This window comes from Micromonospora sp. NPDC049240, from assembly GCF_040647835.1.
In the GTDB taxonomy this organism is placed as follows: domain Bacteria; phylum Actinomycetota; class Actinomycetes; order Mycobacteriales; family Micromonosporaceae; genus Micromonospora.
In genome coordinates this window covers 1-25,303 of the sequence record NZ_JBEZCX010000028.1, presented here as the reverse complement: position 1 = coordinate 25,303, position 25,303 = coordinate 1, and the positions used below count along the sequence as shown (strand labels likewise).

Genomic DNA, 25,303 nt, shown 5'->3' with positions numbered 1-25,303 from the left:
CGGACGAACGTGACGTCCGGGAAGCCGGCGGAGGGCCGGGACAAGGAGGTTGGCACCCGATGTCGCACCGGGGGTTGGCCCCCACCCCCCGGCGCGACATGGCGGTGGTGGTCGATGTCTACCCTGGCCGCGTGACCTTCCTGACGGTCGTCGTCGCGATCCTGGGATTCGTCGGATACGCCATGTTGGTGCTGGCGCCGGTGCTGCTGGCCCTGGCCGTGTCGGAGGGCCGCCAGCACCGGTGGGTCCGCCAGCACCCGGTCTCCCCGTGTGCCGCGCTGCGCCCGGACGCCCGACTGCCCCGGCGGTTCGCCGTGTACGGCGAGACCGCGCCGGGGCCCGCCGGGCTGGTGGTCGCGCCGCTGTCCGGCGTCGAGGCGGTCTGGTTCCGCACCACCGTCTACACGGTCGACAGCGCCGGCGACCCGCCGCTCACCAGTACGAATGTGTTGTGGGAGCAGTCCGCGGGGGACCTGTTCGGGGTGGCCGACGGCACCGGCACCGCCGTGGTGTCGGCGCGGCTCCTCCAGGCGGCCGTCGACGATCCGCGGCTGTCCGTGTGGGCGCAGACGCGGCTGCCGGTGGCGCACGACGGTCCCACGCCGGTGCGGACCGTCGTCGGTGAGAAGACCACCAGTCCTCGCCGCCACGGCCGGTGGCTCCAGGACCTCATCGACCGCGGGCTGGTCCCGGCGGACGCGGCGCGGCGCGTAGACCGCGTGTGGGTGGTCGAGCAGGTCGTGCCCCCGGGCCTTCCGCTGCACGTCATCGGCAGGCCGGCGATCCTCGACGGCGGCGTCGCCGCGCTCACGCTGCCGAGAACCGGCCGCTACCTCGCCGTGAGCCGGGAGCCCACGGAGACCGAACGGAAACTCGTCGGCGACCGCGCGTACGGGATGGGGTGTGCGCTGTGGGCCGCAGTGGTCGGGGTGGCCTCCCTCGCCGTCGTCTGGGCCGTCAGCTTCGCGATGAGTCGGTAGGCGGCGCGGGCGCGTCAGGTGGTGGTGGCGGCGTCGTGGACGGCCATGGTCTCCTGCCGGTCGGGTTCCTCGCGCAGGACGGCGCAGTGCAGCCAGGCGTCCGGGATGGCGAAGCCGTCCACGAGCGTCCGCAGGTGCGGGCGCAACTCCTTCAGCAGACCGTTCACCACCGCGGTGATCGCCTTGGCGCGGGCCGGGGTGAGCCGGCCGTGCTCCAGCAGCCAGCCCTTGTCGGCCTCGACGACGCTGAGCGCGTAGAGGTCGCAGACCCGGGAGAGCAGCGCCCGCACGGCCGGGTCCGTGGCGGCGTCGATGGCGGCGACGAACGCCTCGAGCGTCACCCGGTCGATGTGGGCGGCGGCCACCGCGAGGAGGTGGTCCTGCACGTCGTTGAAGATGTCGAAGGGGCGGTCCTTCTTCGTGGCGGTGCCGTTGCGCAGCCGGCGGACCGCGCCGTCGAGGCGGTGCCGCTCGCGGTCCTCGAAGACGGTGAGCTGCCAGCCGCGGTCGGTGACGGCGACCTCGTCGTCGCGGCCGGGCACGGCGCTGGTCAGCCGCTCGATGAGCGCACGCGCGGCGGTGCGTTCGAGCACCATGTCGCGGATCTGGTCGGCGACGAAGGAGGCGCGTCCCCAGCCGTCCAACGAGCCGAACTCGTCGCGGTGGCCGGTGAGCAGTCCCTTGGCCACCAACTGCAGCAGCACCGTGTTGTCGCCCTCGAACGTGGTGAAGACGTCGGTGTCGGCCTTGAGGCCGGGCAGCCGGTTCTCGGCCAGGTAGCCGGCGCCGCCGCACGCCTCCCGGCACATCTGGATGGTGCGGGTCGCGTGCCAGGTCTGCGCGGCCTTGAGACCGGCGGCCCGGGACTCCAGCTCCCGTTGCCGGTGCTCGTCGACCGGCCCGTCGCCGCCCTGCACCTCGCTGAGCGCGGTCACCAGCTCGGTCTGGGCGAAGGTCAGCGCATACGTGGTGGCCAGCGCGGGCAGCAGCTTGCGCTGGTGGGCCAGGTAGTCGTTGAGCAGCACCTCCCGGTCGGCGTCGGGGGTGCCGAACTGGCGGCGGATGTCGCCGTAGCGCACCGCGATGGTCAGCGCCGCCTTGGTGGCCGCCGAGGCGGCGCCGCCGACGCTCACCCGGCCGCGGACCAGGGTGCCGAGCATGGTGAAGAAGCGCCGGGAGTCGTTCTCGATCGGGCTGGAGTAGGTGCCGTCCGCCGCGACCTGGGCGTAGCGGTCCAGCAGCATGTCGCGCGGCACGCTCACGTGGTCGAAGCTGAGGCGCCCGTTGTCCACGCCGAGCAGGCCGGCCTTCGGCCCGGCGTCGCCGATGGTCACCCCGGGCAGCGGGTTGCCGTGCGCGTCGCGGATCGGGACCAGCCAGGCGTGCACGCCGTGTCGCCGCCCCTCGATGACCAGCTGGGCGAAGACCACCGCCATCCGGCCGTCGCGGGCCGCGTTGCCGATGTAGTCCTTGCGCGCCGCCTCGTGCGGGGTGTGCAGGTCGAACGTCTGCGTCCGCGGTTCGTACACGCAGGTGGTGCGCAGTTGCTGGACGTCCGAGCCGTGGCCGGTCTCCGTCATCGCGAAACAGCCGAAGACCTCGCCGGCGATGATGTCGCGCAGGTAGGCGTCGTGGTGGCGCCGGGTGCCGAGGGCCGCGACCGCGCCGCCGAACAGGCCCCACTGCACGCCCGCCTTCACCATCAGCGACAGGTCGACCTGGGCCAGCATCTCGATGGCGACGATCGAGGCGCCGACGTCGGAGTCGCCGCCGTACTCGGTGGGGAAGCCCCCGCCGATCCCCAGCTCGACCGGGAGTTCGCGGAGCAGCCGGCTGATCCGCTCGCGCGCCTGGTCGCCGGTCTCGCCGTACACCGGTAGGAAACGCCCGTCGAGGTGCTCGCGGTGCGCGTCGCGGACCCGGGCCCACGGGCCGTCGAGCACGGCCCGCAGGCGGGCCGGGTCGACCGGGCCGGTCTCGTTGCTCATGGCTACCTCGGATGCCGACGTCATACCCACCTCTCCTACCCGGAGAACGCCGCTGATCAGCCGCGGTGACGTGGTGAGAGCCGTCACGGCGACCGGTTCGCCGGGCATATCGAAAAGGCATACGCCCGCGCAACAGCGCTCCCCCTCGAGTGGAGGCACGGAACCACACGTGGTCGATCGCGCCAAGCCCGGTTAGGGTTGACTAACCGGGTGTCGATCTTGAGGGGGCTGTGTGCTGGTTCTGGTGGCGGTCCATGCGCTCGCAGCCGTGACCGCCCCGGCGCTGGTACGCATCTGGGGCCGTCGGGCGCTCTACCTGCTGGCCGCAGTCCCGGCCGCGGCGCTGACCTGGGCCCTGACCCGCACCGACTCGGTCCGCTCGGGCACGCCCGAGGTCGAGACGGTGACCTGGGTGCCGCAACTCGGCCTGGACCTCGCGCTGCGGATGGGCACGCTGTCCTGGCTGATGGTGCTGCTGGTCGGCGGCGTCGGTGCGCTCGTGCTCGCGTACAGCGCCCGCTACTTCCGCTCCGACGATCCCGGCCTCGGCCGCTTCGCCGCGGTGTTCGTCGCGTTCGCCGGCGCGATGCTGGGCCTGGTGGTCTCCGACGACCTGCTGCTGCTCTACGTGTTCTGGGAACTCACCACCGTCTTCTCGTACCTGCTGATCGGCAGCGACCCGACCCGACGGGCCAGCCGGCACGCCGCCATGCAGGCGCTGCTGGTGACCACGCTGGGTGGCCTGGCGATGCTCGCCGGCTTCGTGATGCTCGGCGAGCACGCCGGCTCGTACCGGTGGTCGGAGATCTCGCAGGACCTGCCGGACGGCGGCTACCTGACCGTCGCGCTGGTGCTCGTCCTGCTCGGGGTGACCAGCAAGTCGGCGATCTTCCCGTTCAGCTTCTGGCTGCCGCGGGCGATGGCCGCGCCGACCCCGGTCAGCGCCTACCTGCACGCGGCCGCCATGGTGAAGGCCGGGGTGTTCCTGGTCGCGCTGATGGGCCCGGCGGTGGGCCAGGCCACCGCGTGGCGCGGCGTCCTGCTGGCCGGCGGCCTGGTCACCATGTTCCTCGGCGGCTGGACGGCGCTGCGGCAGGTCGACCTGAAGCTGCTGCTGGCGTACGGCACGGTCAGCCAGCTCGGCCTACTGATGGTGATCCTCGGCGCCGGCACCCGGGACACCGCGCTGGCCGGCGCCGCGATGGTGCTGGCCCACGCGCTGTTCAAAGCGACCCTGTTCCTGGTCGTCGGCGTCGTCGACCACGTCGCCGGCACCCGGGACCTGCGTGAGCTCAGCGGCCTGGGCCGGCGGGCGCCGGCGCTGGCGGTGGTGGCCGGACTCGCGGCGGCCTCGATGGCCGGCCTGCCGCCGCTGGCCGGGTTCGTCGCCAAGGAGGCCGCGCTGGAGGCGTTCCGGCACGGCGGCGCCGTCGAGCTGGTGGTGCTCGCCGGGCTGGTGACCGGCTCGGCACTGACCGTCGCCTACACGGCGCGCTTCCTCTGGGGCGCGTTCGCCGCCAAACCCGACGTGCCGGCCACCCGGCCCGAGCCGGTCGACCGGGCGTTCCTGGCGCCCGCGGTGGTGCTGGCCGTCGCCGGCCTCGCGGTCGGCGTCCTCGCCCCGGCCGTGGACCGGGTGCTCGCCCCGTACGCGGACCAGTATCCCGGCGCCGACGCGGGCTACCACCTCGCGCTCTGGCACGGGCCGACCCCGGCGCTCGGCCTGTCGGCGCTGGCCGTCGCCGCCGGCGTCGTGTTGTTCCTGCTGCTGCACCGACGCCGACCGCACCTGCCGCGGCTGCCCTTCGACGGCGCCACCGGCTACGACCGGCTGGCCGGCGCCGTGGACCGCGCGGCGGTGGAACTCACCGGCGCCACCCAGCGCGGATCGCTGCCGTTCTACCTCGGCGTCATCCTGCTGGTGCTGGTCGTGCTGCCCGGCGGCGCGTTGCTGGTCGGCGTGCCGTGGCCCGAGCGCTACCAGCTCTGGGACACCCCGTTGCAGGCCGCCGCCGGAGCCGCCGTGGTGGTCGCCGCCGTGGCCGCCGCGCGCGCCCGACGCCGGTTGACCGCGATGATCCTCGTCGGGGTGACCGGCTACGGCACGGCGCTGCTGTTCATCCTGCACGGCGCGCCCGACCTGGCGCTGACCCAGTTCCTGGTGGAGACCGTCACGATCGTGATGTTCGTGCTCGTGCTGCGCCGGCTGCCGACGAAGTTCTCCGCCCGCCCGATCCGGTCCAGCCGGCGGGTGCGCGTCGCGCTCGGCGTGGCCGTGGGCGTGGTCACCGCCGGCATGGCGTACGTCGCGGCCGGGGCGCGGGTGGCGACGCCGATCTCGGTCGGGTTCCCCGAGGAGGCGGTCTCCTACGGCGGCGGCAAGAACGTGGTCAACGTGACGCTCGTCGACATCCGGGCCTGGGACACGATGGGCGAGATCGCCGTGCTGGTGGTGGCCGCGACCGGCGTGGCCAGCCTGATCTTCCGTCGGTCCCGCGCCCTGGACCTGCGCAGCGGCATTCCCGGCGTCGGCCGGCAGAGCTCGGCGCGCCCGCGCTGGCTGACCGGCGGCGCCACCACCCGCGCGCAGTCGGTGATCCTCCAGGTCGTCACCCGGGTGCTGTTCCACGCCATCCTGCTCTTCTCGATCTACCTGCTCTTCTCCGGCCACAACCAGCCCGGTGGCGGGTTCGCCGCCGGACTGGTCGCCGGACTCGGCCTGGCCGTGCGCTACCTGGCGGGCGGGCGTACCGAACTCAACGGCGCGGCGCCGGTGGACGCCGGCCGGGTGCTCGGCGCGGGCCTGTTCGTCGCCGTCGGCACCGGGCTGGCCGCGATGCCGCTGGGCGGCGACTTCCTGCAGAGCGCGGCGCTCGACCTCCACCTTCCGGTGCTGGGTCACGTCCACTTCGTCACGTCGGTCTTCTTCGACGTCGGCGTCTACCTCATCGTGGTCGGCCTGGTGCTGGACATCCTGCGCAGCCTGGGCGCGGAGATGGACCGCCAGGAGGAGGCCGACCAGGGGGAGACCGACCAGGGGGAGACCGCCCCGACCGAGGCACGGGAAGAGGAGTTGGTGTGAGCCCCAACCTGGTCTACGTCGTGGTGGTCGGCGTCCTGTTCGCCACCGGCGTCACGCTGCTGCTGGAACGCAGCCTCACCCGGGTGCTGATGGGGGTCATCCTGCTCGGCAACGGCGCGAACCTGCTGCTGCTCACCGGTGGCCGGGCCGGCGGCCCGCCGATCGTCGGCACCACCGCCGAGGAGGAGATGTCCGACCCGCTCCCGCAGGCGATGGTGCTGACCGCCATCGTCATCACGCTGGGCATGACCGCGTTCCTGCTCGCCCTGGCGTACCGCAGTTGGCACCTCAACGGGCACGACGAGGTGCAGGACGACGTCGAGGACCAGCGCATCATGGAGCTGGCGGAGCGGGACGAGGGGCCGGGCACCGCCGACCCGGAGACCACCGACCGGGTACCGACCGCCGGGGCGGACGACGACCGGCGGGTGGCCGCCGGTGGGCCGGGGCGGACCCGATGAGCTGGCTCGTGCCGTTGCCGGTGGTGATGCCGCTGTTCGGCGCCGCCCTGACGCTGCTGCTCGTCGGCCGGGCCCGCGCCCAGCGGTGGGTCAGCATCACCGTCCTCGCCGCCACCGTGGCGGTCGCGGCGCTGCTGCTGGTCCGCGCCACAGTCGACGGTCCGCTGGTGGTCGAGGTGGGCGGCTGGGTCGCGCCGCTGGGCATCGTGCTGGTCGCCGACCAACTCGCCGCGCTGATGCTGGTGGTCTCCGCCGCGGTCACGCTGTGCGTGCTCGTCTACTCCATCGGGCAGGGCCTGGCCGACGGCAACGAGGAGACACCGCTGTCGGTCTACCACCCGACCTATCTGGTGCTGACCGCCGGCGTGTGCAACGCGTTCCTCTCCGGTGACCTGTTCAACCTCTACGTCGGCTTCGAGATCCTGCTGGTGGCGAGCTACGTGCTGCTGACGCTCGGCAGCACGGAGAACCGGATCCGCGCCGGCACCACGTACGTCGTGGTCAGCCTGCTGTCGTCGCTCATCTTCCTGGTCGCGATCGGCCTGATCTACGCCGCCACCGGCACGCTCAACCTGGCCCAGCTCGTCGACCGGCTGGACGCGCTGCCGGACGACCTGCGGCTGGTCCTTCAGGGCATGCTGCTGCTGGCGTTCGGCATCAAGGCCGCCGTGTTCCCGCTCTCGGCCTGGCTGCCGGACAGCTATCCCACCGCGCCGGCGCCGGTCACCGCGGTCTTCGCCGGCCTGCTCACCAAGGTCGGCGTGTACGCGATCATCCGGACCGAGACGCTGCTGTTCCCCGGTGGCCGCACCGCCGACCTGCTGCTGGTGATCGCGGCGCTGACCATGGTGGTCGGCATCCTCGGCGCGGTGGCGCAGTCGGACATCAAACGGCTGCTGTCGTTCACACTGGTCAGCCACATCGGCTACATGCTGTTCGGGGTCGGCCTGACCACCGCGCTCGGGCTGTCCGCCGCGATCTTCTACGTGGTGCACCACATCACCATCCAGACCACCCTGTTCCTCGCCGCCGGTCTGGTCGAACGACGCGGCGGCAGCACCGCGCTGGACCGGCTCGGCGGGCTGGCCCGGCTGTCGCCGTTGCTGGCGGTGCTCTTCTTCGTGCCCGCGCTCAACCTGGCCGGCATACCGCCGTTCTCCGGGTTCCTCGGCAAGGTCGGCCTGGTGCAGGCCGGCGTGTCCGACGGCGGCGTGCTGGCCTGGGCGCTGGTCGCCGGCGGGCTGCTCACCAGCCTGCTCACGCTCTACGCGATCGCCCGGGTGTGGAACCTCGCGTTCTGGCGGGACCCGCACCCGGCCATGCCGGTCCCCGACGACACCACCCGGGCGGCCCGCACCGACGGCGCCGAGCAGCCGCACGGCGACCCGTCGCCGGCCGGCGCCGTGCTGCCCCGGCTGATGACCGCCTCCACCGCCGCGCTGGTGGTGCTCGGTCTCGGGCTGACGGTGGTGGCCGGGCCGCTCTTCGACATCAGCACCGACGCCGCCGACGACCTGCTGCGGCGTGCCCCCTACGTCGAGGCCGTCTTCCCGGACGGTGCGCCGTGACCACTCATCCGCGTGCGCCGCTGACCCGCCACGTGCGGTGGCGCAACCGGGCCGTCGCGGTGACCGGCCTGGTCACCGTCTGGGTGCTGCTGTGGGGCACGTTCACCTGGGCGAACGTGATCAGCGGCCTGGCGGTCGCGGCCGTGCTGCTGGTGGTCTTCCCGCTGCCGCCGGTGACGTTCGCCGGGCGGATCCGGCCGGTGCCGCTGGCCCGCTTCCTGGCCCGTTTCCTGTGGGACCTGGTGGTCGCGTCCGCGCAGGTGGCCTGGCTCGCGATCCGGTTCGGGCACACCCCGCGCGGGGCGATCATCGCGGTGCGGCTGCGGGTGAACACCGACCTCAACCTGACGCTCACCGCCGAGGCGCTGTCCCTGGTGCCCGGCAGCCTCATCCTGGAGGCCGACCGGGGGACCGGCACGCTCTACGTGCACGTCATCGGTGTCCGGACACTTGACGAGGTGGAACGGTTCCGGCGCGGTGTGCGGGAGCTGGAGGAACGTATCGTCGCCGCCGTCGGCTCGGCCGGGGAACTGCGCCGGCTCCGCGACCCCGATCCCACCGGCCAGCCCGAGCCGGTCGACCTGGAAGGGGCACCGACGTGACAGTCGTGGCCGTGATCGTCACCGTGCTGCTCACCGTGGCCGGTGGACTGACCCTGCTCCGCATCATCCGTGGACCGTCGATCCTGGACCGGGCCGTCGCCACCGACGTGCTGCTCGCCGTCGCGGTCGCCGCCATCGCCACCGAGGCCGCCTACAGCCGGGACGCCACCGCGCTGCCGGTGCTGGTGGTCCTCGCCGTCGTCGGCTTCGTCGGCTCGGTCAGTGTCGCGCGGTTCGCGGCCCGGAAAGATCCCAAGTGACCGTCGACGCCCTCCTCGACACCGCAGCCGGCGTCTGCCTGATCGCGGGTGCCCTGCTCAGCCTCGCCGCCGGCATCGCCCTGGTCCGTTTCCCGGACGTGCTGTCCCGGATGCACGCCGCGGCCAAGCCGCAGGTGTTGGGGCTGCTGCTGGTGCTGCTCGGGTGCGCGTTGCGGCTGCGGACCGGCGTGGACATCACCACGCTGGTGCTGGTGGGCATGTTCCAGCTCGCCACCGCCCCGGTCGCGGCGCACATGGTCGGGCGGGCCGCCTACCCGCACGACGACATCCGGCGGGACCTGCTGCTCACCGACGAGCTGGCCGGTCGGCTGGACCGGGTCCGCGCGAGCCGGGCCGGGGCGGCGGAGACCCCGTCGACGGTCGGCGCGCCCGGGCGCGACGCGCGGCCCCCGGCCTGACCGTTTCTCCGCTATCCTGACCCGTGGTTTTGTTGGTTGGTTCGGGTGGCGGGGTTGGTGGGTATGGAAAAGGGCACTATCGTCCGGTTCGACGACGTTCGGGGTTACGGGTTCATCGCGCCGGTGCGCGGCGGTGACGACGTCTTCGTGCACGCGAACGACTTCGGCGACCAGCGGCATTCCGTGGCGGTCGGCATGAAGGTGAGCTACGAGGTCGTGCAGTCCGAGCGGGGTCTGAAGGTCGCGCGGGTGACACTGGACCAGCCGCCGGTGTCGCTGCACGGCGCGACATCCGCCGTGCCGGCCGGCGCCGGGGCGGCGCCGATGGAGGACGACGAGTTCGACGTCCTGACGGTCGGCCAGTTCGAGGCGTCGGTCACCGAGCTGCTGCTGGCGAACGCGCCCACCATGACCGGCGGGCAGATCGTCCAGGCCCGGCGCGCGCTGATCGCGCTGGGGCGTCAGCACGGCTGGGTGGAGGACTGACCGCCCCGGTGCCCGCCGGTCAGCGGTTGCGCTCCACGACGTAGGCGGTCAGGTCGAGCAGGAAACGACCGTCCTCGGTGTCGGCAGCGGCGCCGAGGGCCCGTTCTCCCTCGCGTCGGGCCGCCGCGGCCAGTTCCCGGGCGCTGCGCCGGGCCGCCTCCACGCAGTCGTACGCGAGCAGCCGCCCGTGCAGCCAGCGCACCTCCGACGCGGTGCGCGCCGCCCGGGTCCGGCCCAGGAAGCGCAGGGCCCGCTCGCGTTCGTCGGGCGTGCACCGCCGCAGGAAGTCGATGAGGATGAGCGTCCGCTTGCCCTCCCACAGGTCGCCGGCGATCTCCTTGCCGTACCGGGCGTAGTCGCCGGTGAGGTTGAGCGCGTCGTCCTGGATCTGGAACGCGGCGCCCAGGTACCAGCCGTACCGGTCCAGGACGTCGACCGCGTTCTCCCGCCCGGTGGCGACCAGGACGCCGGCACGGCACGGATAGATGCAGGTGTACCAGGACGTCTTCTTCAGACACATCCGGTAGTAGTCGTCGGCGTCCAGGTCGCACACGTTGTCGCGGATCCAGCCGACCTCGATGGCCTGCCCCTCCAGCGAGTGGCGCAGCATCAGCTCGGTCTCGGTGAACAGTCGCCACGCGATCCCCGAGCCGAGCGCCGCCCGGTTCGCGGCGAGCCGCCGCAACGCCAGCAGGTTCGTCATGTTGCCGACGTTGAGCGCCACGCCGACCCCGTACTCGGCGTGCAGGGTCGGCCCGCCGCGTCGCTGCTCGCTGGCGTCCTGGATGTCGTCGTGGATCAGGAACGCGTTGTGGAACAGCTCCACGGTCACCGCGGCGTTGAGCCCCACCGGCTCGGCGCCGCCGAACGCCCGGCAGGTCGCCAGGCACAGCGCGGCGCGCAGTCCCTTGCCCCAGCGCCGGGGATACTCCGCGACCAGGTCGTAGAGGTACCGCGGCCCGCCGTCGGGCAGGTCGTCGAGCAGCGCGTCGAGGGCGAGCCCGCGGTAGCGCGCCAGCATGCGGTCCACGTGCCCGCCGGCCACCCCGGTGGTCGGCGCCACCGCGCCGCTACCGGTCCGTCCGGGTCGGACCGGCCGGACCCGGCGACGACAGCCGGTCCGCGAGCCCGTTGGCCACGTCGGGCGCCAGCCGCGCGAGATTGAGTACGGTGTCGAGCGCGTCGTGCGCGTCCGAGGTGTACCGGCGGATCACCTCGCCGCGTTGGTCGTCGGCCATCTTCAGTTGCCCGACCACGGTGTCGATCAGCGCGTGCCCGTCGGTGCGGACCCGCGCGACGAGTTCGTCGAACGCCTCCGGGTCGACCCGGCGGCTCTCGGTCAGCTTCTCCTCGAGCCGTCGGGCGCCGGCCAGCCCCGCCGCGAGTTCCTCCTCCAGCACCGTGGCCGCGTGGGTCACGGTCTCCGAGGTCTCCTCGGCCACCTTCTCGAAGCGCTCGTCGGTGCGCTCACGCTGGGCGTCTGTCATGGCCGAAGTGTCACCGGACCGCTGATGGCACGCCAGAGGAGTGTCGCCATGGTGACTCAGCGTGGCCGGGGGCCGAGGGCCGCTGCCGCCGTGAGCCGGGTCAGCGGGGCCGCTGGCACGGTACGCAGAAGCGGGCCGCGGGCCGGATCTCCAGGCGGGCCGTCGGGATGTCCTGGCCGCAGCGCTCACAGACGCCGTACCTGCCCTCGGCCATCCGCGTCAGCGCCCGGGCGGTGTCCGCGGCGCCCTGCTCGGCGGCCTCGATCAGTCGGCGCAGGGTGTCCGGGTCGTGGCCGCCGTGCTCGGGCTGGCGGTGCTGCCCGGTCAGCTCCCCGAGCTGGGCGGTGTACTCCGCGGACTGCCGCTCGAGCAGTTCGCGCAGCGTTCGGGTGCGGTCGTCGAGGGTGTGCGTCATGGCCGGATGGTCCTTTCGGGAATGATGACGGCCCGGCCGCCCGGGCATCGGGGCGGGTGCGGCGGGGCCAGGGTCGGGGGGCGCGCGTGACGACGTCGCGTCGGCGTCGCCTCAGCGGCGGCGAGGGCCGTCCGGGACGGGCCGGACGCGACCGTCGCCGGCCGGACCGGTGCGCACCGCCGGCTCGGGCCGGCGCGGCAGCGCGACACCGGCGAGCACGGGCGGCGGAGCCGTCGACGTGCCGCTCATGATCACCGCCTCCTCGCTGCTCGGCCACCGGGTCGGATCTCCATCGTCGTCGGCGTGGCAGGGACCGGCACTGCCAGCGGCCGGCCAACATGTGGCTGCCTGGTTGCCGGTGGCCGGAGAGGTGCGGGCGTCCGGGCCGCCGCGTCCAGCGCCGATCGCGCTGCTCCACACCGCTTTCGCCGGCTTCGGGCGGCGATCGGAGCGACACCGGGGCCGGCGACGGCGGACGCTACGGTTGACGCATGGGCATCGACCAGCGCCACCACGGCAATTGCGTGCCTGCCCGGTCGGCCGACCGGGCGCCGCCCACCAGCACGGTCCACGCCCGCCCGTCCACCGCGTCGCCGTAGCGTCCGCCCGCTCCCGGGCGGCCCGGCCGCCGTCCCTGGGGAATTCTCGTGATCATCGAACGCACCGTCCTGCCCGGCATCGGGGTCCGACACACCATCACCACCGAACAGGGTCGTCGGATCGGCGTCGTCGTCCATCGGCTCGGTGGTCGGCGGGACGTCGTGCACGACGACCCGACCGACCCCGACGGCACGGTCAACCTGGCCCTCACCCGCGACGAGGCGACGGCCCTGGCGAACCTGCTCGGGTTCCCGGAGCTGGCGCTCGTGCCGGCCTGACGCCTACGCGGGCAGCGGCCGGCGGGGCCAGTCCAGCGCCCGCGCCCCGAGCACGGCGGCGTGCAGGGTGAACCGGTCCCGGGGGTCGGCGGGGTCGTAGCCGCTCAGCGCGCGCACCCGACTGAGCCGGTAGGTGACGGTGCGTACGGACACGTGCAGGCGGCCGGCCGCCTCGGTGGCGACCTCACCGCAGGCGAAGTACTCGGTCAACGTGTCCAGCAGCGGACCGGCGCCGCCCCGGGCCTGGCCGAGCGGGGTGAGCACGGCCCGGACGAGGTCCACCATCGCCGGCTGGTCCCGCAGCAGGACGCGGTAGATGAGCAGGTCGTGGGCGTCGATCACCGGTGTCTCGGCGCGTAGCCGCCGGGCCGTCGTCAACGCCTCCCGGGCTTCCTCGTAGGAGCGGGCGATGCCGTAGAGACCCGGATGCGGCCGGCCCACGGCCACCTGCCACGGGCGGCCCCGCACCAGCCGGTCCAACTCGCCGTGCATCAGCCGGCCCAGTTCCCCGGGCGGCTCACCGCCGGCGGGCCCGCGCCCGGGCGACACCGCGTCGGCCGGCGCGATCACCACCAGCAGCCCTTCCTTCGTGGCCACCAGCACGTCCCGGTCGCCGAGCCGGTCGAAAATGACCCGTTCGAGCGTGCTGATCGCCGCCCCGGTGTCCGGTAGCCGCCGGCCCGGTGCGGCGAGCGCGACCTGGTGCACCCGGGCGAGGTCCAGCCCGAACGGCTCGGCCCGCTCCACCAGGCCGCCGAGGTCGGAGTCACCCCGCAGCAGGTCGTCGACGAGTTCCCGGCGCAGCGACTCCTCACGGCGGACCAGGTCCCGGCGGGCCGCCGCGTAGCCCTCGGCCAGGGTGGCGACGGCGGCGTCCACCACGTGCAGGACCGCCTCCGCGGTGGCGCGTACCGTCTCGCTGTCGGTGGACCGGTCCAGGTGCGGAAGCTGCTGCCAGAGCCGGCGCGCCGCGGACAGGTAGAGCTGCACCACCCGGCCGGCCGACACGCCCTGCTCGGCGGCGCGCCGGCCGAGGGCGCCCACCGCGTCGAGTTCGCCCCGGCGCGGCCGGCGGCCGGTGACCGCCGCGTCCCGCAGGAGCGGCAGATAGTCGCCGAGCAGCTCCACCGGTACGCCGGCGGCGTCGGCGCTCGCCTCGCGGGCCACGCTCGTCAGCCACCCGTCGTCGCCGGTCCCGGCCGGTCCCGGCCGGCGGCCACCCTCGGTCATCGCGGTCTCCCAGTGCGGGGCCGGCCATCGGCCCGGTGCCCCAAGGTTAGGCCCCGACCCGGCCCGCTCCCGGCCAGGTCCGGCCGGCCGGCCCGGTTCGACGCCGCACCCCGGCGCGTCGGCGGCCGGCGGACGCAATCCGTTGGCCGGACCGGAACGGGTCGGCGACCATGGTCGGCATGAGGCTGCCGTTGCAGGGTGGGTTGCCGCCGACGGGTGGGCCGGTCGACGGCATGGTGGAGATCGCCTGCGACGAATCGGGGTTCTCCGGCACGAACCTGCTCGACCCGGCCACTCCGCTGATCGCCCACGCGAGCGTCGACCTGCGGGCCGAGGAGGCGACCGCGCTGCTCGCGTCCCTGCGGTCCGGGTTCCGGTTCTCGCCGGACGAGGTCAAGTCCCGCCAGTTCCTCCGTCAGCCGGGAGCCGCGCCGGCGGTGGACTGGTTCCTGGCCGCGCTGCGCGGGCGCGCACACGTCCAGCTCGTCGACAAGCACCTCTTCCTGGCCACCCGAGTCGCTGACCTGCTGCTGACCGAACCGTCCTACGCCGCCGGCACCCGCCTGGCCGGGGAACGCCGGGCCGACGCCCGCGCGCTGCACCGGGCCGGGCGTGCGGCCGGCCCCGACTGGGACGCCTTCCTGGCGGCGTTCGTCGACATGCTGCGGACCAAACGGCGGGACCGGGCGGACGACGGCAGCGTGGACCGCTTCTTCGCGGCCCGGGACGCGCTGCTGCGGCACGCGCCGACCGACGCCGTGCTCACCGCGCTGGACCGGAGCCGGGTGGCCGCTGTCCAGGCCCGGCTCTACGCCGAGGACCGGACGGTTCCGCCTCCGTTGGAGCCGTTGCTGCCGGCGCTGGCCGAGACCGTGCTGTTCTGGAGCGTGGGGCGGCGGCGGGTGCTGGTGACCCACGACGAGCAGAGCGCGCTCACCGCCGACCGGCTGCGCCGCCTCCAGCGGGCGCTGGCCGAGCGCGCCGGACTGCCGGCGGGGGAGTCGCCGCTGGCCGGCCTGGTGATGACCGACTCCCGGGACGACCCGCGCGTGCAGGTCGCGGATCTGCTCGCCGGTGTGGCGCGGCGGATGCCGCGCGCGGTCGACGACGGCGCGTTGCTGACTCCGTAGCGCCGCTGGGTACGCGTACTCAGCACAACTCCCGTCCGGTGGCTCAGGTGTCGGCGCGTCGGCGTCGGCAGGATCCTTGTCATGGCCGAGACACTGCACCGACCCGCCGCCCTGCGTACCGTCGAGACGCCCGTGCTGGGGGAGGCCGCCGGCCGTGCGGTGGCCACGCTGGTCCGGCTGGTCGGCCGGCACCCGGCCGGGTGGCGGTGGCTGGCCCGGCGGCACCACCCGGCGCTCGACCGGCTGGCCGAGGCGAACGCGCGTGCGGCGTGCGTGCGTGCGGCCCGGCGGGTGCCGGCCTACCGCGAGTTCCTGCGGGCCCGTCCGGCGGGCGTCCGCCGTCGGCTGCGGGACTTCCCGGAGACCGACAAGCTCGGGTACGTGGTGGGCCACGACGCCGCTGCCCGGTGCCGGCGGGGGCGCCTGCCGGAGCGGGGCGTGGTGGTCGACGAGTCGGCCGGGTCGTCGGGGCGGCCGTTCAACTGGCCGCGCGGCGAGCGGGAGCTGCGGGCGGTGCACCGGGACATCGCCGGCTACACCGGGCTGGTGTTCCCGATGCGCCGGCCGTTCGTGATCAACGCGTACTCGATGGGGGCCTGGGCGACCGGCACCACGACCGGCGCGGCGATGGCCCGGATCGCGGTGGTGAAGAACACCGGACCGGACCTCGGCAAGATCATCGACACGTTGCGCGAGTTCGGCCCGGGGCACGACTACCTGGTCACCGCGTACCCGCCGTTCCTCAAGCACCTGCGGGACCGGCTGGACGCCGAGGACTTCCCCTGGTCGCGGTACCGGATCTTCGGTAGCTGCGGCGGGGAGGGGATGACCGAGGCGCTGCGGGACTACCTGGAGCAGCGGTTCGTGCGGGTGCGTTCGGCGTACGGGGCGTCGGACCTGACCATCGGCATCGGCGCGGAGACCCGGTTCACGGTGTGGCTGCGGCGCCGGCTGCGGACCGACCCGGGGCTGCGCGCGGACCTGCTCGGCGACGGCGAGCAGCGGCTGCCGATGGTGTTCCAGTACAACCCGTTCGCGACCTACCTGGAGACCAACGAGCGGCGGGAGCTGGTCTGCACGGTGGCCGGGCCGGACGTGCTCCAGCCCCGGCTGCGCTACAACGTCGGCGACGAGGCGCTGCTGGTGCCGTACCGCAGGATCGCCGAACTGGCCGCGGCCGACCCGGTGCGCGCGGCCGAGTTCCGCGCCGCGACGGCCGAGGAACGGATGACGCTGCCGCTGCTGCTGCTGTTCGGCCGGCGCGACTCCACGATCTCCTACCTGGGCGCGAACCTCTACCCGCAGGACGTCGAGTACGGCCTCTACACCGGAAACCCGCACGCCGCCGCGATCAGCCGGTTCTGCCTGGCGCTGGTCGAGGACGCGACGCTGGAGACCCGGCCGGTGATCCACGTCGAGCTGCGCGGCCCGCTGGCGCCCGCCGACCGCGCGGCGCTCGCCACCGCCTGCCGCGACGGGGTACGCCGGCACCTCACCTCGGTGTCGCGCGACTTCGCCCAGTCCCTGCTGGAGGACCCGTCCGCCGGTGACCTGCGGGTCGAGCTGCACGAACCGGGAACCGGCCCGTTCGCCGGCCCGCAGAAGATCAAGAACGCCTACCTGGTGGTGAAGTGACCATGCGTACCCGAGACTTCTCCCGCGCCCCGGCGCAGGCCCGTGCCGGCGCGATGTTCATCGGCGGCACCCGCTACGCGAGCCCGCTGGTGCTGCTGCGGCTGGCCCCCGACTGGTTCCGGATGGTGCGCGACATGCGCAGGATGTCCGGCTACTGCTGGCATACCGTCTACTGGCAGTTCCCACTGACGTTGGGGACGATCGCGTTCTTCACCGACCGGGACGCGATGCTGCGCTTCGCGCGTACCCGGCACCACCGCAAACTGATGGCCTGGCTGACCGACGGCGGGCGCAACGCGACCGCCGGGTTCATCCGGCTCTACACGGCCTCGCCGGACGGCTACTCCAACGGCGCGTGGCGGGCCGAGGACGGCGCGATGGGCCACATCGACACGTTCACCCCGCTGGGTGCGGAGACCACCGGACCGGCGGTACGCCGGTGAGCGGCCACCGGTTCGAGCGGGTCACCGGCCGGCGCGGCCTGGCCGAGTTCCTCGCGCTCACCGACCGGCTGTACGCGGACCAGCCACGGTACGTGCCGACGCCCCGGCAGCAGATCCGCCGCTGGTGGGCCGACGGCGTGCCGCTGTACGTACTGCGCGACGCCGACGGCGCGGTGGTCGGGCGGACCACGCTGCACACCGACGCGGACCTGGACGCGAAGCTGGGCCGCCGGTGCCAGTTGTTCGGGCTCACCGAGTTCACCGCGCCGGCCGCCGGGCCGCTGTTCGACGCCGTCACCGCGCACGCCGGCGCCGACCGGGACCTGCTGTTCGGCCCGGTGGCGCTGCTGCCCAACCAGGCCGGCGGCGTGATCACGTCCGGGTTCGACGACCGGGGCTTCGTGGACAGCGCCTGGAACCCGCCGCGCTACCCGGCCGCCTACGAGGCGTACGGCTTCGCCCGCCGGTTCGTCTCCGACACCTGGATCTGCCCGGTGCCGGCCCCGGTCGGGCCGCCGCCGGCGTGGGGCGGGCAGCCGGACGGCGCGCGGCTGGAACTGCACCGGGGCGACGCGCGGCGCCTCGACGAGCAGCTCGACCTGCTGCGCGGCATGCTGAACGACTCGTTCGCCCAGCTCGGCTACTACACCCCGATCTCCGCCGCGCAGTTGCGCCGGCAGACCGACGGGCTGGCGTACCTGCTGGACTCCGCGCTGCTGCTGTACCTGACCCGGGACGGGCAGCCGGTGGCGTTCGTGCTCTGCGTACCGGACATCAGCGCGTTCCTGGTCGCGACGCGCGGCGACCTCGGCCCGGTCAACCAGCTCCGCCTGCTGGCCACCCGCCGCCGGTACCGCCGCGAGGCGGTGCTGATCGTCAAGGGTGTGCTGCCGGAGTTCCAGGGGCGCGGCTACCAGCGGCTGCTCTCCGCGCACCTGCACCACAACCTGCACGCCGGCGGCTACACCACGCTGCGCAGCACCTACGTCGGGCGGGACAACCCGGCCTCGGCGGCGCAGTACCGCCGGCTCGGTGGCCGCCCGCTGCACGGTTACACGTTCTACGCGAAGGAGCGATGACATGGACCTCGCCGCGTTCCGCGCGTTGGAGCCGCTGTGCTGGCGCGCGCCGAGCGCGCACAACACCCAGCCGTGGCGGCTGCGCTACGAGCGCTGGGCGATCACCGTCGGCTGGGACCCGGCCGACACGCTGCCGGCCGGCGACCCGAGCGGGCGGGACCTGCGGCTGTCACTCGGCGCGTTCGTGGAGACCTGCCTGATCGTCGCCGCCGACGCGGGGCTGCGACTGGACTGGGTCGCCGACCACGACGAGCACGACCGCCGGGTGGGTCGGCTGCGTCCGGCGCGGCAGCCGTACCGCACGCCGTTCCGTACCTCGGAGGTCTGGGACCGGCGTACCGACCGGGGCCGGTTCACCAGCGGCCCGGACGCCGACGTGCTCGCCGCCGTCGACGCCGTGGCGCGGCGGGCCGGCGGCGGGGTCCACCTCGTGCCCGGGGCCGGGCGGCTCGGCGCGTTGCTGCGCGCCGCCGACCGGCAGGTGTACGCGGACCCGGCGGTGGTGGCCGAGCTGCGTCGTTGGCTGCGGCTGGACCCGGCGCGGCCGGACTACCGGGCCGACGGGCTGAGCGATCGTTGCCTCGGGTTGTCCCGGCCGGCCGCCACCGGGCTGCGGGCGGCGCTGGCCGCGTATCCGGTGCTGCGCCCGCTGGGGCTGGCCCGGCTGCTCGCCGCCGGCGACGATCCGCTCGCGCGCGGCGGCGCGGTGCTCGCGCTGGTGGCCCCGCCAGACCTGGACGCACCCGGCCAGGTCGAGTTCGGCCGGGTGCTGATGCGGGTGTGGCTGACGCTGCACGCCGCCGGCCTGGCGGCGCACCCGTTGAGCCAGCTCGTCGACGTCGCCGCCACCCGCGACACGCTCGGCGCGCTGCTGGACGTGGCGCCGCAGCGGGTCGTGCACGTGACCCGGGTGGGGCGACCGGTCGCTGCGGCGCCCCGCTCGGCACGCCGGATCCGAGATGGCAACGTTCGCAAAACCTGCTCGTCACTTCTTGACGACCGGCGTCTCATCCATGAAAGTCCATATGGGCTGATGTAGTGCGCGGTAAGGGAGCTCCGGCGTGCGCATCGTGGCAGTGGGCATCGTTGGGCGCGGCGCGTTGATGTTAGCGCTAACAGTTGCCCGTCATCCTTGATTGTGTGACCGGGAGAGACCATGTCCGAAGTTTCCCGAAGGAACGTCCTCAAGGCTTCCGCGGCCGGCGCCGGCGCGGCGCTGGCGCCGGCCGCCTGGACCGCCGCCGCCCGCGCCGGCTCGGCGGCGCCACCCGCGGTGCTGGCCGCGAACGATCTGGCGCTGTGGTACGACGAGGAGGCCGGTACCGACTGGCTCCGCGCGCTGCCGATCGGCAACGGGCGGCTCGGTGCGATGGTGTTCGGCAACGTCGACACCGAACGGCTCCAGCTCAACGAGGACACGGTCTGGGCCGGCGGCCCGTACGACTCCGCCAACACCCGGGGCGCGGCCAACCTGGCCGAGATCCGGCGGCGCGTCTTCGCCGACCAGTGGACCTCGGCGCAGGACCTCATCAACCAGACCATGATGGGGACCCCCGGCGGTCAGCTCGCCTACCAGATCGTGGGCAATCTCCGGCTCGCGTTCGGCTCGTCCGGTGGGGCGACGCAGTACCGCCGGACGCTCGACCTCACCACCGCCACGGTCACCACGAGCTACGTGCTGGGCGGCGTACGACATCAGCGGGAGGTGTTCGCGAGCGCGCCCGACCAGGTGGTCGTGGTCCGGCTGACCGCCGACCGGGCGAACTCGATCAGTTTCTCCGCCACCTTCGACAGCCCGCAACGCACCAGCGTGTCGAGCCCGGACTCCGCCACCGTCGGGCTCGACGGCATCTCCGGCAGCATGGAGGGTGTCACCGGCTCGGTGCGGTTCCTCGCCCTGGCCAACGCCGCCGTGACCGGCGGCACGGTCAGCAGCTCCGGTGGGACGCTGCGGGTCTCCGGCGCGACGAGCGTGACGCTGCTGATCTCGATCGGCTCCAGCTACGTCAACTACCGCACCGTCAACGGCGACTACCAGGGCATCGCGCGCAACCGGCTCAGCGCCGCCCGGAGCGTGGCGGTCGACCAGTTGCGCAGCCGCCACCTCGCCGACTACCAGGCGTTGTTCAACCGGGTCACGATCGACCTGGGCCGGACGGCCGCGGCCGACCAGCCGACCGACGTCCGGATCGCGCAACACGCGAGCACCAACGATCCGCAGTTCGCCGCGCTGCTGTTCCAGTTCGGGCGGTACCTGCTGATCTCCTCCTCGCGTCCGGGCACCCAACCGGCGAACCTCCAGGGCATCTGGAACGACTCGCTCGCCCCGTCCTGGGACTCGAAGTACACGATCAACGCGAACCTGCCGATGAACTACTGGCCGGCCGACACCACGAACCTGTCCGAGTGCTTCCTGCCGGTCTTCGACATGATCAAGGACCTGACGGTGACCGGCGCGCGGGTCGCCCAGGCGCAGTACGGCGCCGGCGGCTGGGTCACCCACCACAACACGGACGCGTGGCGGGGCGCCTCGGTCGTCGACGGGGCGCTGTGGGGCATGTGGCAGACCGGCGGCGCCTGGCTGAGCACGCTCATCTGGGACCACTACCTGTTCACCGGCGACCTCGGTTTCCTCCAGGCCAACTACCCGGCCCTGAAGGGCGCCGCCCAGTTCTTCCTGGACACCCTGGTCGCCCACCCGACGCTCGGCTACCTGGTGACGAACCCGTCGAACTCGCCGGAGCTGCCGCACCACGCGAACGCGAGCGTCTGTGCCGGCCCCACGATGGACAACCAGATCCTGCGCGACCTGTTCGACGCCGCGGCCCGGGCCAGTGAGGTTCTCGGCGTCGACACCACGTTCCGGTCGCAGGTGCGCACCGCCAAGGACCGGCTGCCCCCGATCCGCGTCGGCTCCCGCGGCAACGTCCAGGAGTGGCTCGCCGACTGGATCGAGCTGGAGCGGACCCACCGGCACGTCTCCCACCTGTACGGGCTGCATCCCAGCAACCAGATCACCAAGCGCGGCACGCCGGCGCTCTACGAGGCCGCCCGCAGGACGCTGGAGCTGCGGGGCGACGACGGGACCGGCTGGTCGCTCGCCTGGAAGATCAATTTCTGGGCCCGGCTGGAGGACGGCGCCCGCGCCCACAAGCTCCTGCGTGACCTGGTGCGCACCGATCGGCTCGCGCCGAACATGTTCGACCTGCACCCGCCGTTCCAGATCGACGGCAACTTCGGCGCCACCTCCGGCATCGCCGAGATGCTGCTGCACAGTCACACCGGCGAGCTGAACGTGTTGCCCGCGCTGCCCAGCGCCTGGCCCGCCGGGCAGGTCGCGGGCCTGCGCGGTCGGGGCGGGTACACGGTCGCGCTGGCCTGGTCGAACGGCCAGCCCGACGAGATCGTCGTCCGCGCCGACCGCGACGGCACGCTGCGGCTGCGGTCCCGGCTGTTCACCGGCGGCTTCACCCTCGTCGACGCCGGTGACGACAGCACGCCGGCCACCACCCGACCGGAGACGGACGTCGTCCAGTTCACCGTCCGGGCCGGCCGCACCTACCGGGCGGCGCGACCGGGCGTGACCCCGGCACCGACGCCGACCGTCACGCCCACTCCCACCCCCACGGCGAGCCCGACGCCGACGCCGACCACCAGATCTCCCGCGCCGTCCGGCGCCCGGGCGACGTACGCGGTGACGGGCTCCTGGTCGGGCGGCTTCCAGGGCGAGGTCACGGTGACCGCCGGCGCGACCGCGATCCGCGGCTGGACGGTGGCCTGGACGTTCCCCGACGGGCAGGTCATCAGCCAGATCTGGGGCGGCTCCCACACCCAGAGCGGCGCGAACGTGTCGGTGCGCAACGTCGACTACAACGGCGCGCTGGCGGCCGGGGCGTCCACCACGTTCGGCTTCATCGGCACGGTCACCGGTGCCAACAACCCGCCGACGAACCTCACCTGCACGACCACCTGACCGAGCGGGAACACCCCGGGGTGGGCGGCGTCAGGCCAGCAGCGTCTCGCGCAGCCGCGCCCCGGGGTTGATCCGACCCACCACCCGGGGGGCGGCCGGGTCGTACACGTCGATGCTGTGGTTGCGGCGCATCATCTCGCGGACCGGCGGCGGTAGCCGGGGCGGATCGTCCATGGTGGCGAGCACCTGCGCGGCGGTGCCGGTGAGCCGCTCGACAAGCGTGGCGCTGTCGGTGTCCACCCGTACCCGGCCGAACTCCCAGCCGGCGGTGGTGAGGTCGAGCACCTCGAACAGGCGGGTCACGAACGGCTGCGGGTCGGTCACCCGGTCGAGGCGCTTCGCCCGGCCGCCGACCACCGTGACGGCGGCGGCCACCTGCGCGTACGGGTGCAGCCCGCTGGGCAGCGCGGCGAGCGGCCAGCGCAGCCACTGCCCGGCCTCCTTCCACAGGGGCCGGTAGTTGCGGCGGTGCACCAGCAGCCGCCGGCCGGTGCGCCGGAACACCTCCTGGGCCTGGAACTGGAGGTCGGCGTGGGCCTCCTCGGCGGCCTCGCACACGATCCCGGCGGCCACCACCAGACCGTCGTCGTCGGCGAGCAGCCGACCGATCGCGTCGACCTGCTCGGGGAACCGGATCGGGGCGTGCGCGCCGTAGGAGTGCCGGACGTCCCGCAGCAGTGTCTGCTGGCGTTCGGGGTCCAGTTCGACCCCACCGCCGCCACCCAGCAACCGCCGGAGCCAACCCATCGTGCCTCGCTTCCGTCGCCGTCTGCGGACCGGGCAATGCTAGTGCGTCGGTGGATGCTCGTATGGTGACGGGGTGGCTGAGCGATCCCTGACCCTGATGGCGGTGCACGCGCACCCCGACGACGAAGCGACGAGCACCGGCGGCGTCCTCGCCCGCTATGCGGCCGAAGGCGTCACCACAGTGCTCGTGACCTGCACGGACGGCCGGTGCGGCGACGGCCCCGACGGCGTCAAGCCGGGCGAGGCCGGGCACGACCCGCAGGCCGTGGTGGCGATGCGCCGGGCGGAGCTGGCGGCCAGTTGCGAGGCGCTGAAGGTCACCCACCTGGAGACGCTCGACTACGCCGACTCCGGGATGATGGGTTGGGCGACCAACGACGCGCCCGGCGCGTTCTGGAACACGCCGGTCACCGAGGCGGCCGACCGGCTGGCCGAGCTGATCCGGCGTTACCGCCCCGACGTGGTGGTCACCTACGACGAGAACGGCTTCTACGGCCACCCCGACCACATCCAGGCGCACCGCATCACGATGGCCGCGGTGGAGCGCACCGGCATCCCGGCGAAGGTCTACTGGACCACGGTGCCGCGCAGCGCGTTCCGGGAGTTCGGCAAGGTCATGCAGGAGATCGGGGTGGAGTTCCCGGATCCGGAGGCGACCGACTCGACGCCGCCGCTGGGCCTGCCCGACGAGGAGATCACCACCTGGGTGGACACCCGTGCCCACGGCGAGCAGAAGTTCGCCTCGCTGGCCGCGCACGCCAGCCAGGCGGAGAACATCTTCTTCCTGCGCCTCGGGCAGGAGCGGTTCGTCGAGCTGATGGGGACGGAGACGTTCGTCCGGGTCCGCGACACCACCGGCGCGCCGACGCCGGAGGACGACCTGTTCGCCGGTCTGCGCTGACGGCACGGCCGGCACCGGTCAGGCCGCGGTGGTCTGCGCGGCCAGACGCTCCAGCACGGCGCGGACGTCGCCGCCGGTGTCGGCCATGACCCGCCGTTGCCGGGTGGCGCCGGTGCCGTCCCGCCGGAGCCGCTCCGCCTCCCGCAGGACCAGCTCCCGGTCCCCGTGCCGGGTCAGCGCGGGCGCGACGGTGGCGAGCAGCTCGTCGACCAGGTCCCAGGCCGGCCGGGGTCGGCCGGTGCGCAGGTCCACCAGCTCCCCGTCGAGACCGTCGTGGGCGGCCCGCCAGTGCGCGGCGGCGACCAGGCAGTCGCGGATCCGCGGCGCGGGGACGCCCGCGCGGATCTCGTCGATCATGGTGGCGACCAGCGCCCGGACCAGCCCGGCGACGAGCACGGTGTCGTCCACCGTGGGGCAGACGTCGCCGACGCGGATCTCCACGGTCGGGTAGGACGCGGACGGCCGGGCGTACCAGTAGACCATCGCGGCGTCGAGCATGATCCCGGCGGTGATCAGCTCCTGCACGGTGGCGTCGTAGTCGGCGGCGGAGTCGAAGTGCGGCGTGGGCCCGATGCTCGGCCAGCGTTCCAACTGCATCGAGCGCCAGCTCGCGTGTCCGGTGTCCCGCCCGTCGTGCAGTGGCGAGTTCACGGTGAGCGCCTGCACCACCGGCAGCCACGGGCGCAGGTGGTTGCAGACCCGGACGGCGAGTTCCCGGTCGGGCACCCCGACGTGGACGTGACAGCCGCACACCGCCGGATCGTGGGCGACCGGCCCGAACCGGCGGGACATGTCGTGGTAGCGCGGCTCGTCGGGCACCGTGCGGTGGCCCTCGCAGACCGGGGTCGCCCCGACCGCCACCAGCCGCGCCCCGACCGCGTCGGCGGCCCGGGCGGCGGCCCGACGCAGCGCGACGAGGTGCTCCCGCAGCGACGTCAGGTCGAGGCTGACCGGGGTCACCATCTCCACCATGCTGTGCCGGAACTCCTGCCGGCTCTGCGCACGGGCGATCCCGGAGAGCGCGTCGCGGACCCGGTCGGCGACCGGCATGCTCTCCCCGGTCACCGGGTCCAGCAGCAGGAACTCCTCCTCCACCCCGAGCGTGAGCGGGTCGGCGGTCGCCGGGGCGTCGGTCGGTCGCGGCCGCACCGCCGTTCCGGGCCGGTCGTCGCGGGGCTGCGCCATGTCTCGACGGTACGAGGCCGGTGGCCTCCCGGATGCCGTTTCCACCGACCCTGCGGGCTCCGCACGCGGGGTCGGTGACGAACGGGATACGGCGTCAGCAGTCGAAGTACATCGCGAACTCGTGCGGGGTGGGCCGCAGGCGCACCGGGTCGACCTCGTTGGCGTTCTTCCAGTCGATCCAGGTGGAGATCAGATCGTCGGTGAACACGCCGCCGTCGAGCAGGTAGTCGTGGTCGGCCTCCAGCGAGGCCAGCGCGTGCGACAGCGAGCCGGGGACCTGCTTGACGTCGCCCCACTCCTCCGGGGGGAGGTCGTAGAGGTCCTTGTCGATGGGGGCCGGGGGTTCGATCTTGC

24 protein-coding genes and 1 pseudogene are annotated in these 25,303 nt (G+C 73.6%); 16 read left to right on the top strand and 9 right to left on the bottom strand.

The features are described from left to right. Positions 1 to 131: 131 nt before the first annotated feature. Positions 132 to 980, top strand: a complete 849-nt coding sequence (locus tag AB0B02_RS29580) for a hypothetical protein (protein WP_357305889.1) — start codon at positions 132 to 134, stop codon at positions 978 to 980. Between the two features lie 14 nt (positions 981 to 994). On the opposite strand, the gene AB0B02_RS29575 is transcribed toward AB0B02_RS29580, so the two are convergent. Further along, a complete protein-coding gene (locus AB0B02_RS29575; protein ID WP_357305886.1) occupies positions 995 to 2,968 on the bottom strand; it encodes an acyl-CoA dehydrogenase in 1,974 nt (657 codons plus the stop codon). A 232-nt stretch (positions 2,969 to 3,200) separates the two neighbouring features. Between AB0B02_RS29575 and AB0B02_RS29570 the strand changes: the two genes are divergently transcribed. From AB0B02_RS29570 to AB0B02_RS29540, 7 genes are all read left to right on the top strand, one after another. After that, a complete protein-coding gene (locus tag AB0B02_RS29570) occupies positions 3,201 to 6,050 on the top strand; it encodes a Na+/H+ antiporter subunit A (protein ID WP_357305883.1) in 2,850 nt (949 codons plus the stop codon). Then, positions 6,047 to 6,511 carry a Na(+)/H(+) antiporter subunit C gene (locus AB0B02_RS29565; RefSeq protein WP_281940347.1) on the top strand — a complete coding sequence of 155 codons (465 nt, stop codon included), beginning with the start codon at positions 6,047 to 6,049 and terminating at the stop codon, positions 6,509 to 6,511. Before AB0B02_RS29570 ends, AB0B02_RS29565 begins: the two co-directional genes overlap by 4 nt. Beyond that, positions 6,508 to 8,079, top strand: coding sequence for a Na+/H+ antiporter subunit D (locus AB0B02_RS29560; RefSeq protein WP_357305879.1), 1,572 nt, complete (start codon positions 6,508 to 6,510; stop codon positions 8,077 to 8,079). Before AB0B02_RS29565 ends, AB0B02_RS29560 begins: the two co-directional genes overlap by 4 nt. Continuing rightward, on the top strand, positions 8,076 to 8,681 hold the full coding sequence (locus tag AB0B02_RS29555; protein WP_357305876.1) for a Na+/H+ antiporter subunit E: 606 nt from the start codon (positions 8,076 to 8,078) through the stop codon (positions 8,679 to 8,681). The genes AB0B02_RS29560 and AB0B02_RS29555 overlap by 4 nt, the downstream gene beginning before the upstream one ends. Next, on the top strand, positions 8,678 to 8,941 hold the full coding sequence (locus AB0B02_RS29550; RefSeq protein ID WP_107155397.1) for a monovalent cation/H+ antiporter complex subunit F: 264 nt from the start codon (positions 8,678 to 8,680) through the stop codon (positions 8,939 to 8,941). Before AB0B02_RS29555 ends, AB0B02_RS29550 begins: the two co-directional genes overlap by 4 nt. Continuing rightward, a complete protein-coding gene (gene mnhG / locus AB0B02_RS29545) occupies positions 8,938 to 9,360 on the top strand; it encodes a monovalent cation/H(+) antiporter subunit G (RefSeq protein WP_281940354.1) in 423 nt (140 codons plus the stop codon). Before AB0B02_RS29550 ends, mnhG begins: the two co-directional genes overlap by 4 nt. Positions 9,361 to 9,423: 63 nt before the next feature. Next, on the top strand, positions 9,424 to 9,846 hold the full coding sequence (locus tag AB0B02_RS29540; RefSeq protein WP_357305872.1) for a cold shock domain-containing protein: 423 nt from the start codon (positions 9,424 to 9,426) through the stop codon (positions 9,844 to 9,846). Between the two features lie 19 nt (positions 9,847 to 9,865). On the opposite strand, the gene AB0B02_RS29535 is transcribed toward AB0B02_RS29540, so the two are convergent. The 4 genes from AB0B02_RS29535 to AB0B02_RS29520 all read right to left on the bottom strand — a co-directional run bounded on the left by AB0B02_RS29535 (position 9,866) and on the right by AB0B02_RS29520 (position 11,997). Further along, on the bottom strand, positions 9,866 to 10,909 hold the full coding sequence (locus AB0B02_RS29535) for a polyprenyl synthetase family protein (RefSeq protein ID WP_281940358.1): 1,044 nt from the start codon (positions 10,907 to 10,909) through the stop codon (positions 9,866 to 9,868). Between the two features lie 7 nt (positions 10,910 to 10,916). Further along, complete coding sequence (locus AB0B02_RS29530) at positions 10,917 to 11,333, bottom strand: hypothetical protein (RefSeq protein ID WP_281940360.1); 417 nt, start codon at positions 11,331 to 11,333, stop codon at positions 10,917 to 10,919. Positions 11,334 to 11,433: 100 nt separating this feature from the next. After that, the gene (locus AB0B02_RS29525) at positions 11,434 to 11,748 is read right to left on the bottom strand and encodes a TraR/DksA C4-type zinc finger protein (RefSeq protein WP_281940362.1); all 315 of its coding nucleotides are present in this window, start codon (positions 11,746 to 11,748) and stop codon (positions 11,434 to 11,436) included. 111 nt (positions 11,749 to 11,859) lie between these two features. Then, a complete protein-coding gene (locus AB0B02_RS29520) occupies positions 11,860 to 11,997 on the bottom strand; it encodes a hypothetical protein (protein WP_357305867.1) in 138 nt (45 codons plus the stop codon). 398 nt (positions 11,998 to 12,395) lie between these two features. Here AB0B02_RS29520 and AB0B02_RS29515 point away from each other — a divergent pair, with 398 nt between their 5' ends. Then, positions 12,396 to 12,626 (top strand): potassium transporter TrkA, encoded by a 231-nt coding sequence (locus AB0B02_RS29515; RefSeq protein WP_281940366.1) that lies wholly within the window; start codon positions 12,396 to 12,398, stop codon positions 12,624 to 12,626. A gap of 3 nt (positions 12,627 to 12,629) precedes the next feature. On the opposite strand, the gene AB0B02_RS29510 is transcribed toward AB0B02_RS29515, so the two are convergent. Then, positions 12,630 to 13,856, bottom strand: a complete 1,227-nt coding sequence (locus AB0B02_RS29510; RefSeq protein ID WP_281940368.1) for a helix-turn-helix domain-containing protein — start codon at positions 13,854 to 13,856, stop codon at positions 12,630 to 12,632. 179 nt (positions 13,857 to 14,035) lie between these two features. On the opposite strand from AB0B02_RS29510, the gene AB0B02_RS29505 reads away from it, so the two are divergent. From AB0B02_RS29505 to AB0B02_RS29480, 6 genes are all read left to right on the top strand, one after another. Further along, on the top strand, positions 14,036 to 14,986 hold the full coding sequence (locus tag AB0B02_RS29505; protein WP_357305862.1) for a hypothetical protein: 951 nt from the start codon (positions 14,036 to 14,038) through the stop codon (positions 14,984 to 14,986). Positions 14,987 to 15,067: 81 nt separating this feature from the next. Then, complete coding sequence (locus AB0B02_RS29500) at positions 15,068 to 16,621, top strand: phenylacetate--CoA ligase family protein (protein WP_281940372.1); 1,554 nt, start codon at positions 15,068 to 15,070, stop codon at positions 16,619 to 16,621. Positions 16,622 to 16,623: 2 nt separating this feature from the next. Then, positions 16,624 to 17,064, top strand: coding sequence for a DUF4188 domain-containing protein (locus AB0B02_RS29495; RefSeq protein WP_107155405.1), 441 nt, complete (start codon positions 16,624 to 16,626; stop codon positions 17,062 to 17,064). Next, the gene (locus AB0B02_RS29490; protein ID WP_357305858.1) at positions 17,061 to 18,143 is read left to right on the top strand and encodes a hypothetical protein; all 1,083 of its coding nucleotides are present in this window, start codon (positions 17,061 to 17,063) and stop codon (positions 18,141 to 18,143) included. The genes AB0B02_RS29495 and AB0B02_RS29490 overlap by 4 nt, the downstream gene beginning before the upstream one ends. 1 nt (position 18,144) lies before the next feature. Then, a complete protein-coding gene (locus tag AB0B02_RS29485; protein WP_357305855.1) occupies positions 18,145 to 19,182 on the top strand; it encodes a nitroreductase in 1,038 nt (345 codons plus the stop codon). A gap of 117 nt (positions 19,183 to 19,299) precedes the next feature. Further along, positions 19,300 to 22,116 carry a glycoside hydrolase N-terminal domain-containing protein gene (locus tag AB0B02_RS29480; RefSeq protein ID WP_357305852.1) on the top strand — a complete coding sequence of 939 codons (2,817 nt, stop codon included), beginning with the start codon at positions 19,300 to 19,302 and terminating at the stop codon, positions 22,114 to 22,116. 30 nt (positions 22,117 to 22,146) lie between these two features. Here the strand turns inward: AB0B02_RS29480 and AB0B02_RS29475 are convergent, their stop codons facing one another. After that, entirely contained in the window at positions 22,147 to 22,863 is a 717-nt protein-coding gene (locus AB0B02_RS29475) for a hypothetical protein (RefSeq protein ID WP_281940381.1), read from the bottom strand. A gap of 73 nt (positions 22,864 to 22,936) precedes the next feature. Here AB0B02_RS29475 and AB0B02_RS29470 point away from each other — a divergent pair, with 73 nt between their 5' ends. Further along, positions 22,937 to 23,764 carry a PIG-L family deacetylase gene (locus AB0B02_RS29470; protein WP_281940383.1) on the top strand — a complete coding sequence of 276 codons (828 nt, stop codon included), beginning with the start codon at positions 22,937 to 22,939 and terminating at the stop codon, positions 23,762 to 23,764. Positions 23,765 to 23,782: 18 nt separating this feature from the next. On the opposite strand, the gene AB0B02_RS29465 is transcribed toward AB0B02_RS29470, so the two are convergent. Further along, on the bottom strand, positions 23,783 to 24,949 hold the full coding sequence (locus AB0B02_RS29465) for a glutamate--cysteine ligase (RefSeq protein ID WP_357305847.1): 1,167 nt from the start codon (positions 24,947 to 24,949) through the stop codon (positions 23,783 to 23,785). Positions 24,950 to 25,043: 94 nt separating this feature from the next. Further along, positions 25,044 to 25,303, bottom strand: a pseudogene (locus AB0B02_RS29460) (type I glutamate--ammonia ligase); the annotation flags it as partial.

Coding starts and splice junctions, on each gene's coding strand:
- AB0B02_RS29560 (WP_357305879.1), top strand. CDS start 6,508: ATGAGCTGGCTCGTGCCGTTGCCGGTGGTGATGCCGCTGTTCGGCGCC.
- AB0B02_RS29505 (WP_357305862.1), top strand. CDS start 14,036: ATGAGGCTGCCGTTGCAGGGTGGGTTGCCGCCGACGGGTGGGCCGGTC.
- AB0B02_RS29525 (WP_281940362.1), bottom strand. CDS start 11,748: ATGACGCACACCCTCGACGACCGCACCCGAACGCTGCGCGAACTGCTC.
- AB0B02_RS29520 (WP_357305867.1), bottom strand. CDS start 11,997: ATGAGCGGCACGTCGACGGCTCCGCCGCCCGTGCTCGCCGGTGTCGCG.
- AB0B02_RS29475 (WP_281940381.1), bottom strand. CDS start 22,863: ATGGGTTGGCTCCGGCGGTTGCTGGGTGGCGGCGGTGGGGTCGAACTG.
- AB0B02_RS29480 (WP_357305852.1), top strand. CDS start 19,300: ATGTCCGAAGTTTCCCGAAGGAACGTCCTCAAGGCTTCCGCGGCCGGC.
- AB0B02_RS29540 (WP_357305872.1), top strand. CDS start 9,424: ATGGAAAAGGGCACTATCGTCCGGTTCGACGACGTTCGGGGTTACGGG.
- AB0B02_RS29465 (WP_357305847.1), bottom strand. CDS start 24,949: ATGGCGCAGCCCCGCGACGACCGGCCCGGAACGGCGGTGCGGCCGCGA.
- AB0B02_RS29500 (WP_281940372.1), top strand. CDS start 15,068: ATGGCCGAGACACTGCACCGACCCGCCGCCCTGCGTACCGTCGAGACG.
- AB0B02_RS29495 (WP_107155405.1), top strand. CDS start 16,624: ATGCGTACCCGAGACTTCTCCCGCGCCCCGGCGCAGGCCCGTGCCGGC.
- AB0B02_RS29530 (WP_281940360.1), bottom strand. CDS start 11,333: ATGACAGACGCCCAGCGTGAGCGCACCGACGAGCGCTTCGAGAAGGTG.
- AB0B02_RS29510 (WP_281940368.1), bottom strand. CDS start 13,856: ATGACCGAGGGTGGCCGCCGGCCGGGACCGGCCGGGACCGGCGACGAC.
- AB0B02_RS29485 (WP_357305855.1), top strand. CDS start 18,145: ATGGACCTCGCCGCGTTCCGCGCGTTGGAGCCGCTGTGCTGGCGCGCG.
- AB0B02_RS29575 (WP_357305886.1), bottom strand. CDS start 2,968: ATGAGCAACGAGACCGGCCCGGTCGACCCGGCCCGCCTGCGGGCCGTG.